11 protein-coding genes are annotated in these 15,300 nt (G+C 70.9%); 8 read left to right on the top strand and 3 right to left on the bottom strand.

The genetic code is table 11. From position 1 onward, the window contains the following. Positions 1-15: 15 nt before the first annotated feature. Together kynU and ACFJIT_RS06415 are read left to right on the top strand one after the other, a co-directional pair. A complete protein-coding gene (gene kynU / locus ACFJIT_RS06420; protein ID WP_379655372.1) occupies positions 16-1,284 on the top strand; it encodes a kynureninase in 1,269 nt (422 codons plus the stop codon). Between the two features lie 28 nt (positions 1,285-1,312). Continuing rightward, entirely contained in the window at positions 1,313-2,677 is a 1,365-nt protein-coding gene (locus ACFJIT_RS06415) for an FAD-dependent oxidoreductase (protein WP_379655371.1), read from the top strand. A gap of 40 nt (positions 2,678-2,717) precedes the next feature. On the opposite strand, the gene ACFJIT_RS06410 is transcribed toward ACFJIT_RS06415, so the two are convergent. Together ACFJIT_RS06410 and ACFJIT_RS06405 are read right to left on the bottom strand one after the other, a co-directional pair. Beyond that, positions 2,718-4,223: a serine hydrolase gene (locus ACFJIT_RS06410; protein ID WP_379655370.1), complete on the bottom strand. Its 1,506-nt coding sequence runs from the start codon at positions 4,221-4,223 to the stop codon at positions 2,718-2,720. A 120-nt stretch (positions 4,224-4,343) separates the two neighbouring features. Continuing rightward, the gene (locus tag ACFJIT_RS06405) at positions 4,344-5,333 is read right to left on the bottom strand and encodes a LacI family DNA-binding transcriptional regulator (RefSeq protein WP_131658843.1); all 990 of its coding nucleotides are present in this window, start codon (positions 5,331-5,333) and stop codon (positions 4,344-4,346) included. A 107-nt stretch (positions 5,334-5,440) separates the two neighbouring features. Between ACFJIT_RS06405 and ptsP the strand changes: the two genes are divergently transcribed. The 6 genes from ptsP (at position 5,441) to ACFJIT_RS06375 (ending at position 14,292) form a co-directional block, all read left to right on the top strand. Continuing rightward, a complete protein-coding gene (gene ptsP, locus ACFJIT_RS06400; protein WP_379655369.1) occupies positions 5,441-7,996 on the top strand; it encodes a phosphoenolpyruvate--protein phosphotransferase in 2,556 nt (851 codons plus the stop codon). Then, complete coding sequence (gene pfkB, locus ACFJIT_RS06395) at positions 7,993-8,940, top strand: 1-phosphofructokinase (RefSeq protein ID WP_379655368.1); 948 nt, start codon at positions 7,993-7,995, stop codon at positions 8,938-8,940. The genes ptsP and pfkB overlap by 4 nt, the downstream gene beginning before the upstream one ends. 43 nt (positions 8,941-8,983) lie before the next feature. Next, on the top strand, positions 8,984-10,687 hold the full coding sequence (locus ACFJIT_RS06390) for a PTS fructose transporter subunit IIC (RefSeq protein WP_379655367.1): 1,704 nt from the start codon (positions 8,984-8,986) through the stop codon (positions 10,685-10,687). A gap of 96 nt (positions 10,688-10,783) precedes the next feature. Further along, positions 10,784-12,028 (top strand): carbohydrate porin, encoded by a 1,245-nt coding sequence (locus ACFJIT_RS06385; RefSeq protein WP_379655366.1) that lies wholly within the window; start codon positions 10,784-10,786, stop codon positions 12,026-12,028. Between the two features lie 68 nt (positions 12,029-12,096). Next, complete coding sequence (gene sbcB, locus ACFJIT_RS06380) at positions 12,097-13,539, top strand: exodeoxyribonuclease I (protein ID WP_379655365.1); 1,443 nt, start codon at positions 12,097-12,099, stop codon at positions 13,537-13,539. A 66-nt stretch (positions 13,540-13,605) separates the two neighbouring features. Then, on the top strand, positions 13,606-14,292 hold the full coding sequence (locus tag ACFJIT_RS06375) for a DUF2461 domain-containing protein (RefSeq protein WP_379655364.1): 687 nt from the start codon (positions 13,606-13,608) through the stop codon (positions 14,290-14,292). Between the two features lie 13 nt (positions 14,293-14,305). Here the strand turns inward: ACFJIT_RS06375 and ACFJIT_RS06370 are convergent, their stop codons facing one another. Further along, positions 14,306-15,283, bottom strand: a complete 978-nt coding sequence (locus ACFJIT_RS06370; protein WP_379655363.1) for a DUF2268 domain-containing putative Zn-dependent protease — start codon at positions 15,281-15,283, stop codon at positions 14,306-14,308. Positions 15,284-15,300: the final 17 nt, after the last annotated feature.

The following is a 15,300-nucleotide window of genomic DNA, read 5'->3' as shown; positions in this document are numbered from 1 at the left end:
AGTTCCCAAGTTTCCATGTCCGACGCCCGCACGCACGCCATCGCCCTGGACGCCGCAGATCCGCTGCGCGGCTTCCGCCAGGAATTCCTGATTCCCCGGCACAAGCACACCGAACAGGTGTACTTCTGCGGCAACTCGCTCGGCCTGCAGCCCAAGGGGGCGCGCAAGGCGGTCGAACAGGTGCTGGACAAGTGGGCGCACGAGGCGGTGGAGGGCCACTTCCGCGGCCAGGGCCAGTGGATGACCTATCACGAGCAGGTGCGCGAGCCGCTGGCGCGCGTGGTCGGCGCGCTGCCCAGCGAGGTGGTGGCGATGAACACCCTCACCGCCAACCTGCACTTCATGATGGTCAGCTTCTACCGGCCCACGCCCGAGCGCCCGGCAATCCTGATCGAGGCTGGCGCGTTTCCTTCCGACCGGCATGCGGTCGAGTCGCAGATCCGCTTCCATGGCTTCGACCCGGCCACCGACCTGATCGAGCTGGAGCCGGACGAGGCCGAAGGCACCATCTCGATGGCGGCGCTGGAGGCGGCCATCGCCATGCACGGCCATCGCCTGGCGCTGGTGCTGTGGCCCGGCATCCAGTACCGCACCGGGCAGGCCTTCGACCTGGCCGAGGTGGCGCGGCTGGCGCACGCGGCCGGGGCGGTGGCCGGCTTCGACCTGGCCCATGCGGTCGGCAACCTGCCGCTGGCGCTGCACGATGCGGATGCGGACTTCGCCGTGTGGTGCCACTACAAGTACCTCAACGCCGGGCCGGGCGCGGTGGCCGGCGCCTTCGTGCATGCGCGCCATGCGCACACCGACCGGCCGCGCTTCGCCGGCTGGTGGGGACACGAGAAGCAGACCCGCTTCCTGATGGCGCCGCAGTTCACGCCGACGCCGGGCGCGGAGGGCTGGCAGCTGAGCAATCCGCCGGTGCTGGCGATGGCCCCGCTGCTGGCCTCGCTGTCGCTGGTCGATCGCGCCGGCGGCATGGCGGCGCTGCGCGCCAAGTCCGAGCAGCTCACCGGTTTCCTGGAAGAGCTGATCGAGGCGCGCGTGCTGGACACGCTGGAGATCATCACCCCGGCCGAGCCCGAGCGCCGCGGCTGCCAGCTCTCGCTGCGCGTGGCCGGCGGCCGCGAGCGCGGCCGCGAACTGTTCGACTACCTGGTCTCGGTGGGCGTGCTGGGCGACTGGCGCGAGCCGGACGTGATCCGCATCTCGCCGGTGCCGCTGTACAACAGCTTCAAGGACGTCTACCGCTTCGTCGAGGAAGTGGAACTGTGGCGCGGCGTATGAGCCCGGTCGCCACCGCGGGCGCCATGCGTTGAACGTCTCGGCACGCCCCATCACCCTGATCGGCGCCGGCCTGGCCGGCAGCCTGCTGGCGATCCTGCTGTCGCAGCGCGGCTGGCAGGTGACCCTGTTCGAGCGACGCGGCGATCCGCGCATCAAGGGCTACGAGTCGGGCCGGTCGATCAACCTGGCCCTGGCCGAACGCGGCCGCCACGCCCTGCGCCAGGCCGGTGCCGAGGACGCGGTGATGGCACGCGCGGTGATGATGCGCGGGCGCATGGTGCATGCGCTCGGCGAAGCGCCGCAGCTGCAGCGCTACGGCCGCGACGACAGCGAGGTGATCTGGTCCATCCACCGCGCCGACCTCAACATCGCCCTGCTCGACCTGGCCGAGGCGGCCGGGGCGAAGATCCAGTTCTACCGGCGTCTGCATACGGTCGACTTCCCCGCCGGCTATGCGCGCTTCATCGATGACCGCGACGACTCGCCGCACGACATCCGCTTCGACACGCTGATCGGCGCCGACGGCGCCGGCTCGGCGCTGCGCGCGGCGATGGACCGCGCCTGTCCGTTGGGCGCGCGCACCGAGTTCCTGGGGCATTCCTACAAGGAACTGGAGATCCCGCCGGCCGAGGACGGCGGCTTCCGCATCGAGCCCAACGCGCTGCATCTGTGGCCGCGCGGCGACTACATGTGCATCGCCCTGCCCAACGACGAGGGCACCTTCACCGTCACCCTGTTCCTGCCCAACGAGGGGCCGACGAGCTTCGCCACGGTGGCCAGCGGCGCGCAGGCCCGCGCCCTGTTCGAACGCGACTTCCCCGACGCCCTGCCCCTGATCCCCGACCTGGTCCACGACTGGGAGGCGCATCCGCCCGGCCTGTTGGGCACGCTCTACCTGGACCGCTGGCATCTGGGCGGGCGCGCGGTACTGCTGGGCGATGCGGCGCACGCGATGGTGCCCTTCCACGGCCAGGGCATGAACTGCGCCTTCGAGGACTGCGTGGCGCTGGCCGAACAGTTGGACCGGGCCGATTCGCTGGCCCAGGCCTATGCGGCCTTCGAGGCCCAGCGCAAGCCCAATGCCGCGGCGATCCAGGCCATGGCCCTGGACAACTACATCGAGATGCGCGACCGCGTGGACGATGCGGACTTCCTGCTGCAGCGCCAGCTCGAGCAGGCGCTGCAGCAGCGCCACCCGAACCGCTTCGTGCCGCACTACACGATGGTCACCTTCATGCGCATCCCCTACGCGGTGGCGCTGGAACGCAGCGAGCTCCAGCGCCAGCTGCTGCGGGAGGCGACCGCCGGCCATGCGGACCTGGCGCAGATCGACTGGGACCTGCTGGACCGGCGCATCCAGGAGACCCTGCCAGCGCTTGACTCGCTACTCTGAGGCGCCAGCACCCTGGGCGCCGGTAACGCCGCTTGCCGGTTCACTGGCTTCCCAGCTCCTTCAGAATGCCGCGCAGGCGGGCATCGTCGGGGGCGAGCTCCGAGGCCTTCCGGTAGCTGCGGATCGCCTGCTCACGCTGTCCGTCGGCGCGATAGGCTTCGCCCAGGCTGTCATGCACATTGGCCGATGCCGGATGCGCGCCGGCATTCCACTGGAAGACCGCGATGGCCTCCGGCACGCGCTGCATCCTCAGCAGGCGATAGCCCAGCGTGTTCAGCGCTCTTTCGGAAGTGTCGTACTGGCTGGCGTTCGCGCCCAGCGTCTCGTAAGCCTTGCGCATGCCCGGCACGCCCTGCGACAGGGCCAGGGGAATCAGCAGGTCGCCCAGGTTCTTCCTGGCCAGCGCCACCGGCTTGCCGTGCAGCACGTCCATCAAGTCCTTGCCCAGCGTCACCACGGTATCGCCCTGCCAGTAGTTGTCCAGGATGGCCACCATCGATTCATCCTGTTCGGAGCGAAGCCAGAAACTCTGGTAACCCGGCACGCTGCCCGTGTGCGACACCACCTTGTACGTGCCCCCCGACGGCGTGTGCCACTGCTCCACCCCCCAGCCATAGCCGTACTCCGAGCGGTAGTCGGTCCACATGGCCTGCCGCCAGCGCTCGTCCAGGAGCGCGTTTCCATAGAGGGCGCGGTCCAGGCGGAACAGATCGTCGACCGTGGCATACAGACCGGCAGCCGAGAACGAGACCGTCGGATCGATCGGCATGGGGCGTACCAGGCTGAGGTCGGGCCTGGTCTGATAGCCCTCGGCCAGGCGCGGGATGACCTCGCTGGCGTGATACAGCCCGCTGTGCGCCATGCCGGCCTTGTCCAGAATCCGGCTCCGCAGGTTCGCCTCATAGCTGGCGCCGGTCACCTGCTCGATGAGCAGGCCGAGCAGGAAGTAGCCGGAGTTGTTGTAACGCCACACCGTGCCCGGCGCGCTCTGCAGTTTTCCCGGGATCCACGCCTTGGCGAAGTCTTGCGGCGCGAACGATTGGCGTGCCTGGGTCTGCCACCAGGGATCGTCGTAGCTGCTGGGGACATCGACGATGCCCGAGGTATGGTTGAGCAGTTGCGCCACCGTGACCGCGGCAGCGGGCGTGTCGCCATAGAGCGCGGGCAGATACTCGCCCAGTGTTCCGTCCAGCCGCAGCTTGTGCTCCTGCACCAGTTGCAGGACCAGGATGGCGGTGATCGGCTTGCTCAACGAGCCGATCCGGAACACCGCGTCGGCCGCGTTCGGCACCTGCCATTCGCGGTTGGCCAGCCCGTAGGCGGCGCGGTACACGACACGTCCGTGCTGGGCGACAAGCACGACGCCATTGAAGCCCCGGTTCGTGGCGTAGCTGTCGACCAACTGCTTCAGCTCGGCGGGTCGGGCCTGTGCCAGGGCCTGTCCCGAGAGGCCGGCCAGCAGCACCAGGAGCGCTGCCATGAAGGCCGGCATGCGAAACCGGACCCGATCGCCTTTCAGGGCGAAAGCAAAGCTGAAACGGCGCATCCACGGACCTTTGGGTTTCGATGACTGCCGCTTGGATGCAGAAAAGCGCGCGCGGGTTTAGAGCCCCCATCCACATGGCCGATGGCGCACGTCCGAGCGGTTCCAAGCCGCCACGTCGCGTCAGGGCTGCATGGCGCCGGTCGAACCGCGCAGCACGCAGCGCGTGGCCATCACCAGCCGGCGCACCGGCAGCTCGGGCGACTTCATCCGCTCCAGCAGCAGCGACATGGCGGCCCGGCCCATCTCCTCGACCGGCTGTTCGACCACGCTGATGCCGGGCTCGACCAGCTCGGTCCAGCGCTCGTTGTCGAAGCCGGCCAGGGCCAGCTGATCCGGGATGGACAGCGCCGCCGCGCGCGCGGCGCGCAGCGCGCCCATCAGCAGCAGATTGTTACTGGTCACCAGCGCCCGCGGCCGGTCCGGCTGCGCCAGCCACGGGCCGACCGCGGCGATGGCGGCCTCCGCCGTGGGCTCGATCTCGCGGTAGTCCGGCGCCAGGCCGTGGGCCTGCATCGCGGCCAGATAGCCGTCACGGCGCTCGGTCGCGGTGGTGCTGGTGCTGCCGAACAGGCCGCCGATGCGGCGATAGCCCTGCGCCAGCAGATGCCCGACCAGCTCGGTCATGGCCGCGGCGTTGTCGATCACCACGCTGTCGTGCCGTCCGCTGGCCGGCGCGCGGTCGACCAGGACGGTGGGATAGTCCCACTGCATGCGCTCGAGCCGGCCCACGGTGGTGCGGGTGGGCGCGAAGATCAGGCCGCTGATGCGCTCCTCCTGCATCATCTGCAGGTACAGCGCTTCGCGCGATGGATCCTCGTCGGTGTTGCACAGCATGACGCGCAGCCCCTGCTGATAGGCCACCGCCTCCACCGCGCGGATCAGGGCGGTGAAGAAGGGATTGCGGATGTCGGCCACGATCACCCCGACGATGCCGCTGTGGCGCGAGCGCAGGCGCCGGGCCTGCAGGTTGAGCCGGTAGCCGGTCTGGGCGATGGCCGCCTCCACCCGTGCGCGGACCTCGGCGCTGACTGCGCCGCCGCCGATCACGCGCGAGACCGTGGACTTGGACACGCCCGCCACGCGGGCCACGTCGTTGATGCTGATGCTCACTGGGATCGTTTCCCTCGCTTCCTCGCCGGTGCCGGCTGCCGTGGCCTGGCCACAGCGTAGCGCGGCCGCGGCTTTTGGCTTTTGTGCAGTGCACATTGAAATTTTGGATGGGAACGTTCCCAATTGCGCCCCAAGAGATCTGCTTGGAGTTCCTCGTGTCGCCACAACCCTCCCCCGCGCCGGTCGCGCTGGAACTCGTTCGCCTCAATGCCCACGCCCGCGACAAGGCCGATGCCATCGCCCAGGTCGCCCAGTTGCTCACCGCCGGCGGCTGCGTGGCCGAGGGCTATCAGGCCAGCATGTCCCGCCGCGAGGAGCTGGCGAACACCTTCCTCGGCCATGGCGTGGCCATCCCCCACGGCCTGGGCGAGGACCGTCACCTGGTGCGCCGCGACGGCATCGCCGTGCTGCAGCTGCCGCAGGGCGTGGAATGGAATCCGGGCCAGATCACCCATCTGGTGGTTGGCATCGCCGCCCAGTCCGACACGCACATCACCCTGCTGCGCCGGCTGACGCGGCTGATCCAGGACGAGGCGACGCTGCAGCGCCTGTTCACGACCACCGAGGCGGACCAGATCGTCGCCGCGCTGTCCGGCGAGACGGCCAGCCAGCCGGCCGCGCCGGTCAGCGACCTGGAGCATCGCTTCGACTGGACCATCGCCTACCCCAACGGGCTGCATGCGCGCCCCGCCACGCGCTGGGCCGAGGCCGCGCGCCGCTTCGTGGCGCGCCTGCAGGTCCGTGCCGGCGACCAGGCGGCCGACGCCAAGAGCCTGGTGGCGCTGCTGCAGCTGGGCCTGCGCCAGGGCGATGCGATCGTGGTCTCGGCCGAGGGTCAGGACGCCGAGCCCGCCCTGGCCGCCCTGCGCAAGGCGATGGACGGGCTGATCCTGCAGGAGAAGGCCGACGCCGAACGCGCCGCCCAGCGCCGCGCCGCGCCGGTCAACGGCTGGACCCCGCCCGAGGCGCAGGCGGCCATCGTCGGCATCGGCGCCAGCCCCGGCCTGGCGATCGCGCCGGTGCATGTGCTGGCCGGCGCGCAGACCGAGGTGGCCGACCGCCCCACGCCGCTGGGCGAAGGCGGCGCGCAGCTGCATCAGGCGCTCAGCCGCACCCGCCAGCAGCTGCGGGCGCTGGAGGACGACACCCAGCGCCGGCTCGGCGCGGCGGACGCGGCGATCTTCAAGGCCCAGGGCGCGCTGCTGGACGACACCGATCTGATCACCCGCGCCTGCCAGCTGATGGTCGAAGGCCATGGCGTGGCCTGGTCCTGGCATCAGGCCATCGAACAGACCGCCTCGGGCCTGGCGGCGCTGGGCAACCCGGTGCTGGCAGGACGCGCCGCGGACCTGCGCGACGTCGGCCGGCGCGTGCTGGCCCAGCTCGATCCCAGCGCCGCCGGCGGCGGCCTGGCTGAGCTGCCCGACCATCCCTGCATCCTGCTGGCGGCCGACCTGTCGCCGTCGGACACGGCCAACCTGGATCCGCAGCGCGTGCTCGGCCTGGCCACCGCGCAGGGCGGCCCGACCTCGCATACCGCCATCCTCTCGCGCACGCTCGGCGTGCCGGCGCTGGTGGCCGGCGGCGCCGACCTGCTGGCCGTGGCGCCGGGCACCGAGGCCATCCTCGACGGCAACAGCGGGCGCCTGTACCTGTCGCCCTCGGCCAACGACCTGGCCGCCGCGCGCGCCTGGATCGACGAGCAGCGCCAGGTGCGCGAACGCGAGGCCCAGCAGCGGGCGCAGCCGGCGCAGACCACCGATGGCCATCGCATCGACATCGGCGCCAACGTCAACCTGCCCGAGCAGGTGCCGCTGGCGCTGGAACAGGGCGCCGAGGGCGTGGGCCTGATGCGCACCGAATTCCTGTTCCTGGAGCGCAGCAGCACGCCGGACGAGGAAGAGCAGTTCCAGACCTATGTGGCCATGGCCGCCGCGCTGGACGGGCGCGCGCTGATCGTGCGTGCCCTGGATATCGGCGGCGACAAGCAGGTGGCGCACCTGGAGCTGCCGCACGAGGAGAATCCGTTCCTGGGCGTGCGCGGCGCGCGCCTGCTGCTGCGCCGTCCCGACCTGCTCGAACCGCAGCTGCGCGCGCTGTACCGCGCCGCCGCCCAAGGCGCGCGCCTGTCGATCATGTTCCCGATGATCACCTCGGTGCCCGAGCTGGTCGCCCTGCGCGGCATCTGCGAGCGGCTGCGCGCCGAGCTGGACGCCCCGCAGGTGCCGATCGGCATCATGATCGAGGTGCCGGCCGCGGCCGCCCAGGCCGACCTGCTGGCCCAGCACGCCGACTTCTTCTCCATCGGCACCAACGACCTGACCCAGTACGTGCTGGCGATCGACCGCCAGAACCCCGAGCTGGCGGCCGAGGCCGACAGCCTGCATCCGGCCGTGCTGCGCGCCATTCACAGCACGGTCGAAGGCGCCCGCGCCCACGGGCGCTGGGTCGGCGTGTGCGGCGGCCTGGCCGGCGATCCGTTCGGCGCCTGCCTGCTGGCCGGCCTGGGCGTGGACGAGCTGTCGATGACGCCCAACGACATCCCGGCGGTCAAGGCGCGCCTGCGCGCCGCGGCGCTGGCCGATCTGCAGGCGCTGGCGCAACAGGCCCTGGCCTGCGCCGATGCCACTCAGGTGCGCGCGCTCGAGGGAGCCGGCGCATGAGCCCACGCGTGCTGACCGTCACCCTGAATCCGGCGATCGACCAGACCGTGCGTCTGGATACGCTGGAGCCCGGCCACGTGCACCGCGCCGGGCGCAGCCGGGACGACGCCGGCGGCAAGGGCATCAACGTGGCCGCCTGCCTGGCCGACTGGGGCGTGCCGACCACGGCGCTGGGCGTGATCGGCGTGGACAACGAGGCGGTGTTCCGCGGCCTGTTCGAGCTGCGCGGCATCGCCGATGCCTGCCTGCGCGTACCGGGGCTGACCCGCACCAACATCAAGCTGGTCGAACGCGACGGCCGCACCACCGACATCAACCTGCCCGGCCTGTGCCTGGACGCCGGCGCCCTGAACGCCGTCGGCCAGCGCCTGGCGGCGCTGCTGACGCCGCAGATGCCGGTGGTCCTGTCCGGCAGCCTGCCGGCCGGCCTGCCGCCCACCGCCTGGGCGCAGCTGCAGGCCCAGGTGCAGGCGGCCGGCGCGCGCGTGCTGCTGGACAGCAGCGGCCCGGCGCTGGTGGCCGCACTGGACGGCGAATCGGTGCCGTTCGCGGTCAAGCCCAACCGCCACGAGCTGGAAGCCTGGACCGGTCAGGCCCTGGACGACCGCGAGGCGGTGCTGGACGCCGGCCGCGCCCTGCTGGCGCGCGGGGTGTCGCTGGTCGCCATCTCCATGGGCAGCGACGGGGCCCTGTTCCTCGACCGCAGTGGCGCCCTGCTCGCCCGGCCGCCGCGCCTGGCCGATGGCAGCACCGTCGGCGCGGGCGACGCGATGGTGGCCGGCATCGCCGCGTCGCTGCTGGAGCCGTCCTTCGACCTGGCCGGCTGCGCGCAGCGGGCCACCGCCTTTTCCATGAGCCGCCTGCACAGCGGCGATGCCCGCCGGCTCGATCCGGCCCAGGTCCGCGCCTGGGCCGGTGAGGTCCGGATCGAACGCGTGGCCTGACCCTTCGCGGCCCGGCACATCCCAGAGTCCCAGGAGTTCTCCCATGCAAGCTTCCATCGTGGTCATCGCTGCCGGCGCGCGCAGCACCGAGGCGGTCCTCGCCGCCGAGGCGCTGCGCCGGGCGGCGCGTCAGCGCGGCCTGGAGCCGGCCGTGGAGATCCGCAGCGACCAGGGCATCACCGGCGCGCTGCAGCCCGGGCAGTGCGCCGGCGCCAGCGCCGTGCTGCTGGTCGGCGACGGCGACGCCGAGCGCGCGCGCTTCGGCCAGGCCGCGATCACCGAGGTCGGCCTGGATGCGGTGCTGGACGACCCCGAAGGCGTGCTGGCCGGCTGGGTCGGTGCGGCCGCCGCCGCGCCGGCGGCGCAGGACGACAAGCACATCGTCGCCATCACCTCCTGCCCGACCGGCATCGCGCACACCTTCATGGCCGCCGAGGGCCTGCAGCAGGCCGCTGCGGCGCTGGGCTACCACCTGCGCGTGGAGACCCAGGGCTCGGTCGGCGCGCAGGACACGCTCACCGCGGAGGAGATCGCCCAGGCCGACGTGGTCCTGATCGCCGCCGACCGCGAGGTGGAGCTGTCGCGCTTCGGCGGCAAGCGCGTGTTCAAGAGCGGCACCAAGCCGGCCATCAACGATGGCCAGGCGCTGATCCGCAAGGCGCTGGCCGAGGCCAGCGTGCAGGCCGGCGGCGCCGCGCAGGCCGCACCGAGCGAGAAGACCAAGAGCGCCGGTCCGTACAAGCACCTGATGACGGGCGTGTCGTTCATGCTGCCCTTCGTCACCGCCGGCGGCCTGCTGATCGCGCTGGCCTTCGCCATCGGCGGCATCTACGCCGGCGACGATGCCAATCGCGGCACGCTGGCCTGGAGCCTGCTGCAGATCGGCGCCAAGGGCGGCTTTTTGCTGATGGTGCCGGCGCTGGCCGGCTATATCGCCTACTCGATCGCCGACCGGCCGGGCATCGCGCCGGGCATGATCGGCGGCGTGGTCGCGGCGAACATGGGCGCCGGCTTCATCGGCGGCATCCTGGCCGGCTTCGTCGCCGGCTACGGCGTGGCCTGGATCAACCGCGTGCTGCGCCTGCCGCGCAGCCTGCAAGGCCTCAAGCCAGTCCTGATCCTGCCGGTGCTGGGCACGCTGCTGGTCGGCCTGCTGATGATGTACGTGATCGGCACGCCGGTGGCGCACCTGCTGACCTGGCTGACCGAGTGGCTGCGCAGCATGCAGGGCACCAGCGCCATCCTGCTGGGCCTGCTGCTGGGCGGGATGATGGCGGTGGACATGGGCGGGCCGGTCAACAAGGCCTCCTACGCGTTCTCGACCGCGCTGATCTCCAGCCAGGTCTATACGCCGATGGCCGCGACCATGATCGGCGGCATGACCCCGCCGCTGGGCATCGCGCTGGCGACCTGGCTGTTCCGCAATCGCTTCACCGCCGAGGAGCGCGGCACCGCCGGTGCGGCCGGCGTGCTCGGCCTGGCCTTCGTCACCGAGGGCGCCATCCCCTACGCCGCGCGCGATCCGCTGCGCACCATCCCCGCCCTGGTGCTGGGCTCGGCCGTGGCCGGCGCGATCTCGATGGCGGCCGGCGCCGAGCTGAAGGTGCCGCATGGCGGCGTGTTCGTCCTGCCGATCCCGAACGCGGTGACCCACCTGGGCACCTATCTGCTGGCCCTGGTCGTGGGTGTGGTCGTCACGGCCGTGGCCCTGCGCCTGTTCAAGAAGCCGGTCGTGGCCAAGGGCTGACCCGCCCGCGCCGACCCGCTTCGCTTCGACTGCCTCGCGCGGCGCCGCAGCCGCGCGTTCTTACCCACGCCGTTCTCCTGATCAGGAACCCGACGCATGTCCACCCTCCTCCATCGCGTGCTGCCGGCCGCGCTCACCCTGGCTCTCGCTCCCCTGGCCCATGCCCAGGAGGTGGTGACGCCCAAACTGTCCTACACCGGCGAGGCCGCCGCGATGCTCGGCGGCGGCGAGGGTTCGGGCAGCGCCTACGCGGGCCAGGCCATGGCCGGTGTGGACGTCGATCTGGACAAGGCCTTCGGCTGGTCCGGGGCCACGCTCAAGGCCTATGTGATCAACCGGCATGGCACCAACCTGGTCAACAGCAGCCTGGGCAACAGCACTTCGGTGCAGGAAATCTATGGCGGCCAGGGCACGCGCCTGGCCAACCTGACGCTGGAACAGAAGCTGCTCAACGACCGCCTGGTGCTCGAGGCCGGTCGCAGCGTGGCCAATATCCACTTCCTGGGCTCGGACCTGTGCCAGTACTTCCAGGGCAACTCGGCCTGCGGCAATCCGACCTATGTGTTCCGGACCAGCAGCTTCACCTGGTGGCCGGTCTCCAGCTGGATGGCCGACGCCAAGGCTTGGGTGACGCCGCAGGTCTACGTGCACGTCGGCGCCTACCAGGTGGACCCCAGCCAGGCCAAGGACGGTGAGCACGGCCTGCGCTGGAGCACGCGCGAGGCGACCGGCTGGATCGTGCCTTACGCGGTCGGCTGGCAGAGCTCGGCCGATGCGCGCCACAAGGCGATGTACGAACTGGGCGGCTGGCAGGACAACGCCCCCTACCGTGATCCGCTGTACGACGCGGCCGGCACGCCGGCGGTGCTGAGCGGCCAGGACTACGCCAGCCGGCATGGCCGCTCCGGCGTGTACGCGCGCTTCGAGCAGCAGGTCAGCGGGCCGGACGCCACGCACGGGCTGACCCTGTTCGGCGCCGTGCTCAAGGGCACCTCGGGCCAGCTGATCGAGGACTGGTTCGCCCAGGCCGGCCTGGTGCACAAGGGCACCTTCGCCAGCCGCCCGCACGACGATGTCGCGCTGGTGGTCACCCGCCAGCAGTACAGCGATGCGGCGCTGGAGAACCTGCGCCTGGCGCGCGCCGCGGCCGGCGGCGTCGGCACCCCGCAAAGCGGCCAGACGATGATGGAGCTGAGCTACGGCTTTGCGGTCAATCCGCACCTGCGCATCGCGCCCAGCCTGCACTACGTGATGCATCCGGACCAGTTCAACGCGCCGGGCCGCCTGCAGGATCTGCCCAATGCCTGGGTCGCGGGACTGAGGTTCGATCTCAGCCTCTAAGCGCGGCACTCGGCCGCCGGTGTGCGCCGGCGGCATACTGTGCGGCCGTTCGTCGTGCCGTATCCGCAATGGCTGAGAGTTTCTTCTTCTACGACCTGGAGACCTTCGGTCAGGACCCGCGCCGCACGCGCATCGCCCAGTTCGCCGCCCAGCGCACCGACGCGGCGCTGAACCCGATCGAGGACCCGGTCACCTTCTACGTGCAGCCGGCCGACGACCTGCTGCCCTCGCCCATCGCCACGCTGATCACCGGCATCACCCCGCAGCAGGCGCTGGCCGACGGGGTGCGCGAGTGCGAGGCGATGGCGCGCATCTTCGAGGAGATGGCGCGGCCACAGACCTGCACGCTGGGCTGGAACACGCTGCGCTTCGACGATGAGTTCGTGCGCCACGGGCTGTTCCGCAATTTCTTCGATCCCTACGAGCGCGAGTGGCGCGGCGGCAACTGTCGCTGGGACCTGCTGGACGTGGCGCGGCTGTTCCATGCCCTGCGCCCGGAAGGCGTGCACTGGCCGCAGCGCGAGGACGGCAAGGGCACCTCGTTCAAGCTCGAACACCTGGCCCTGGCCAACGACGTGCGCGTCGGCGAGGCGCACGAGGCCATGTCCGACGTGCGCGCCACGCTCGGCATCGCCCGCGCCATGCGCCGCGCGCAGCCGCGCCTGTGGGACTACGCGCTGCAGCTGCGCAACAAGCGCTTCGCCGCCGGCCTGATGGACACCGTCGGGATGACGCCGCTGCTGCACGTCTCGCAGCGCTATCCGGCCCAGCGCCTGTGCGCCGCGCCGGTGCTGCCGGTGGCGCGCCATCCGCGCATCGACAGCCGCATCATCGTGCTCGACCTGGACGGCGATGCCCAGGCGCTGCTGGACCTGGATGCGCAGGACATCGCCGACCGGCTCTATACCCCGCGCGGCGACCTGCCCGAGGACGTGCGCCGCGTGCCGCTCAAGGAAGTGCACCTCAACCGCTGCCCGGCCCTGGTGCCCTGGCACTACCTGCGCGCGGACGACTTCGCGCGCCTGGGCATCGTCCCCGAGGCCGTACAGGCCCAGGCCGACCTGCTGCGCGCGCATGCGCCCGCGGTGGCCGAGAAAGTGCGTCAGGTGTTCGCCAGCGAGCGCGCGCAGGAGACGCCGGACGCCGATGCCTCGCTGTACCACGGCTTCCTGGCTGAGGGCGAGCGGCGCAAGCTGGCCGAGGTGCGCGGCACGCCGCCGGCGCAGCTGGGCACGCGCGACTTCGGCTTCAAGGATGGGCGGCTGCAGGAGCTGCTGTTCCGCTATCGGGCCCGCAACTGGCCCGAGACGCTCGACGCCGCCGAACGCGCACGCTGGGACGACTACCGCCGCGCCCGCCTGGCACCGGGCACCGTGCTGGCCGAGCAGAGCCTGCCCGACTATCTCGCCCAGATCGCGCAGCTGCGCGCCGAGCCTACCACCGACGGCGCCAAGCAGGTGCTGCTGGACCGCCTGGAGGTCTGGGGGCGTGAACTGCAGATCGGGCTGTAACCTCTGCACGCCGCCTTAGCCGCCCGGCCGCCACGCTGCCGACCTGATCCGAGACCCGTTCGCTGCATGAGCCCCTATTTCTCCGACGCCAGCTTCAAGTTCCTCAAGGCGCTGGCGCGCCACAACGACAAGACCTGGTTCGCCGCGCACAAGCAGCAGTACGAGGACCATGTCCGCCAGCCGTTCCTGCGCCTGCTGACCGACCTGCAGCCGGATCTGGCCGCGGTCAGCGACAAGTTCCGCTCCGACCCCAAGACGGTCGGCGGCTCGCTGTTCCGCATCTACCGCGATGCGCGCTTCTCCAACGACAAGTCGCCCTACAAGCTCTGGCAGGGCGCGCGGCTATACCACGAGCGCCGCAAGCAGGTGCCCGCGCCCTCGTTCTATGTGCACCTGCAGCCGGGTGAGAGCTTCGTCGGCGCCGGCCTGTGGCATCCGGAGCCCGACACCTTGCGCAAGCTGCGGCAGTTCATCTTCGACAACCCGATGACCTGGAAGGCCGCCGCGCATGCGCCGGCCTTCCGCAAGCGCTTCGAGTTCGAGGAATCGGAGATGCTCAGCCGTGCGCCGCGCGGGTTCCCGGCCGAATTCGCGTTCATCCACGATCTCAAGCACAAGAACTTCGTGTTCTGGCGCTCGCTGGACGATGCGACGATGACCGGGCCGCGGCTGCGCCAGACCCTGGCCGCGGATCTGGCCGCGCTGGGCCCATTCATGGACTACCTGTGCGCGGCGCTGGACCTGGAGTTCTGAAGTTGCCGGCGCGCTAGGAATCCTGCGCGAAGTAGCCCGAGGCATCGACGAAGCGCTGGACGGCCGAGGCGTCGGCATAGTCGAGCTCGATCATCTCGGCCAGCGCCTTGGCCTTGTCCGCGCTGCGACGATAGTTCGCCTGGCAGATGGCATAGCCGACGTAATAGCCCAGGTCGCGGGTGCCGAAGCCGTTGTCGGTGTTGTTGTAGAGCCAGGCGCTGTAGTCGTTGCCGCCCATGTCCTTGCGGAAGGCCGCGCGAATCGCGGCGTCATGCGCAGGCCCGTAGGCGACGTAAGGCAGGTCAGGCAGACGACCCGTCACCTGTTCGGCCACGAAGTCCGCAACGCCCTCATAGACCGCCTGGGCCAGCAGGCTGGCGCGTGCGCCACGCTGCTGCGTGTGCACGGTCTCGTGGATCACCAGCAGGTCCAGGTTCTCCAGCGGCCGGCTGGCGAAGTAGCCGCGAAAGAAGCGCTGCAGGCGTTCGGGCATCTGCGACAGATCCACGCGCTCATCGCTGGTGGCCATCTCCACGCCGATCAGGACCTTGTCCTCCTGCGTGGTGCCGGCAGAGCGCAGCGCGCCGACCTCGAAGTAAATGCCGGCCGGCTTCAGCGCCGGATACAGCTGCGCGAAGCGCCGCAGGTGGTGCTGCACCTTGTCCATCGCCGCTCCGGCCAGGGCGGTGCGAGGCCGCACCGAATCCCAATAGCGCGGATAGGCGCGGATCGCATCGACATAGGTCGCCGCGTCGTAGTCCTTGGCGAGCGCGAATGCCGCCAGCCCCGGGCTGCCGCGATCCAGGTAGGTCGTCTGCAGCACCTCGATCTGCTGTGCCCGGTCCGGCAGGACCTTGACCTGATCGTAGGCCTGCCAGAACAGCGCGACATCGCGGTCGACGACCTCGATCCGGTGACCAGCCGGCACCGCCGCCGTCGCCGCACCGGTGCAGGCCAAGGCCAGCACCAGTCCCCACCCCATCTTCGACATGCAGATCCCCGGGTTCG

Source organism: Pseudoxanthomonas sp. UC19_8, from assembly GCF_042700505.1.
Classification (GTDB): Bacteria; Pseudomonadota; Gammaproteobacteria; order Xanthomonadales; family Xanthomonadaceae; genus Pseudoxanthomonas_A; species Pseudoxanthomonas_A winnipegensis.
The sequence above is the reverse complement of the archived record's forward strand: the minus strand, read 5'-3'. Positions and strand labels throughout refer to the sequence as shown.

Coding starts and splice junctions, on each gene's coding strand:
- kynU (WP_379655372.1), top strand. CDS start 16: ATGTCCGACGCCCGCACGCACGCCATCGCCCTGGACGCCGCAGATCCG.
- ACFJIT_RS06410 (WP_379655370.1), bottom strand. CDS start 4,223: ATGCGCCGTTTCAGCTTTGCTTTCGCCCTGAAAGGCGATCGGGTCCGG.
- ptsP (WP_379655369.1), top strand. CDS start 5,441: ATGGGAACGTTCCCAATTGCGCCCCAAGAGATCTGCTTGGAGTTCCTC.
- pfkB (WP_379655368.1), top strand. CDS start 7,993: ATGAGCCCACGCGTGCTGACCGTCACCCTGAATCCGGCGATCGACCAG.
- ACFJIT_RS06390 (WP_379655367.1), top strand. CDS start 8,984: ATGCAAGCTTCCATCGTGGTCATCGCTGCCGGCGCGCGCAGCACCGAG.
- ACFJIT_RS06385 (WP_379655366.1), top strand. CDS start 10,784: ATGTCCACCCTCCTCCATCGCGTGCTGCCGGCCGCGCTCACCCTGGCT.
- sbcB (WP_379655365.1), top strand. CDS start 12,097: ATGGCTGAGAGTTTCTTCTTCTACGACCTGGAGACCTTCGGTCAGGAC.
- ACFJIT_RS06375 (WP_379655364.1), top strand. CDS start 13,606: ATGAGCCCCTATTTCTCCGACGCCAGCTTCAAGTTCCTCAAGGCGCTG.
- ACFJIT_RS06370 (WP_379655363.1), bottom strand. CDS start 15,283: ATGTCGAAGATGGGGTGGGGACTGGTGCTGGCCTTGGCCTGCACCGGT.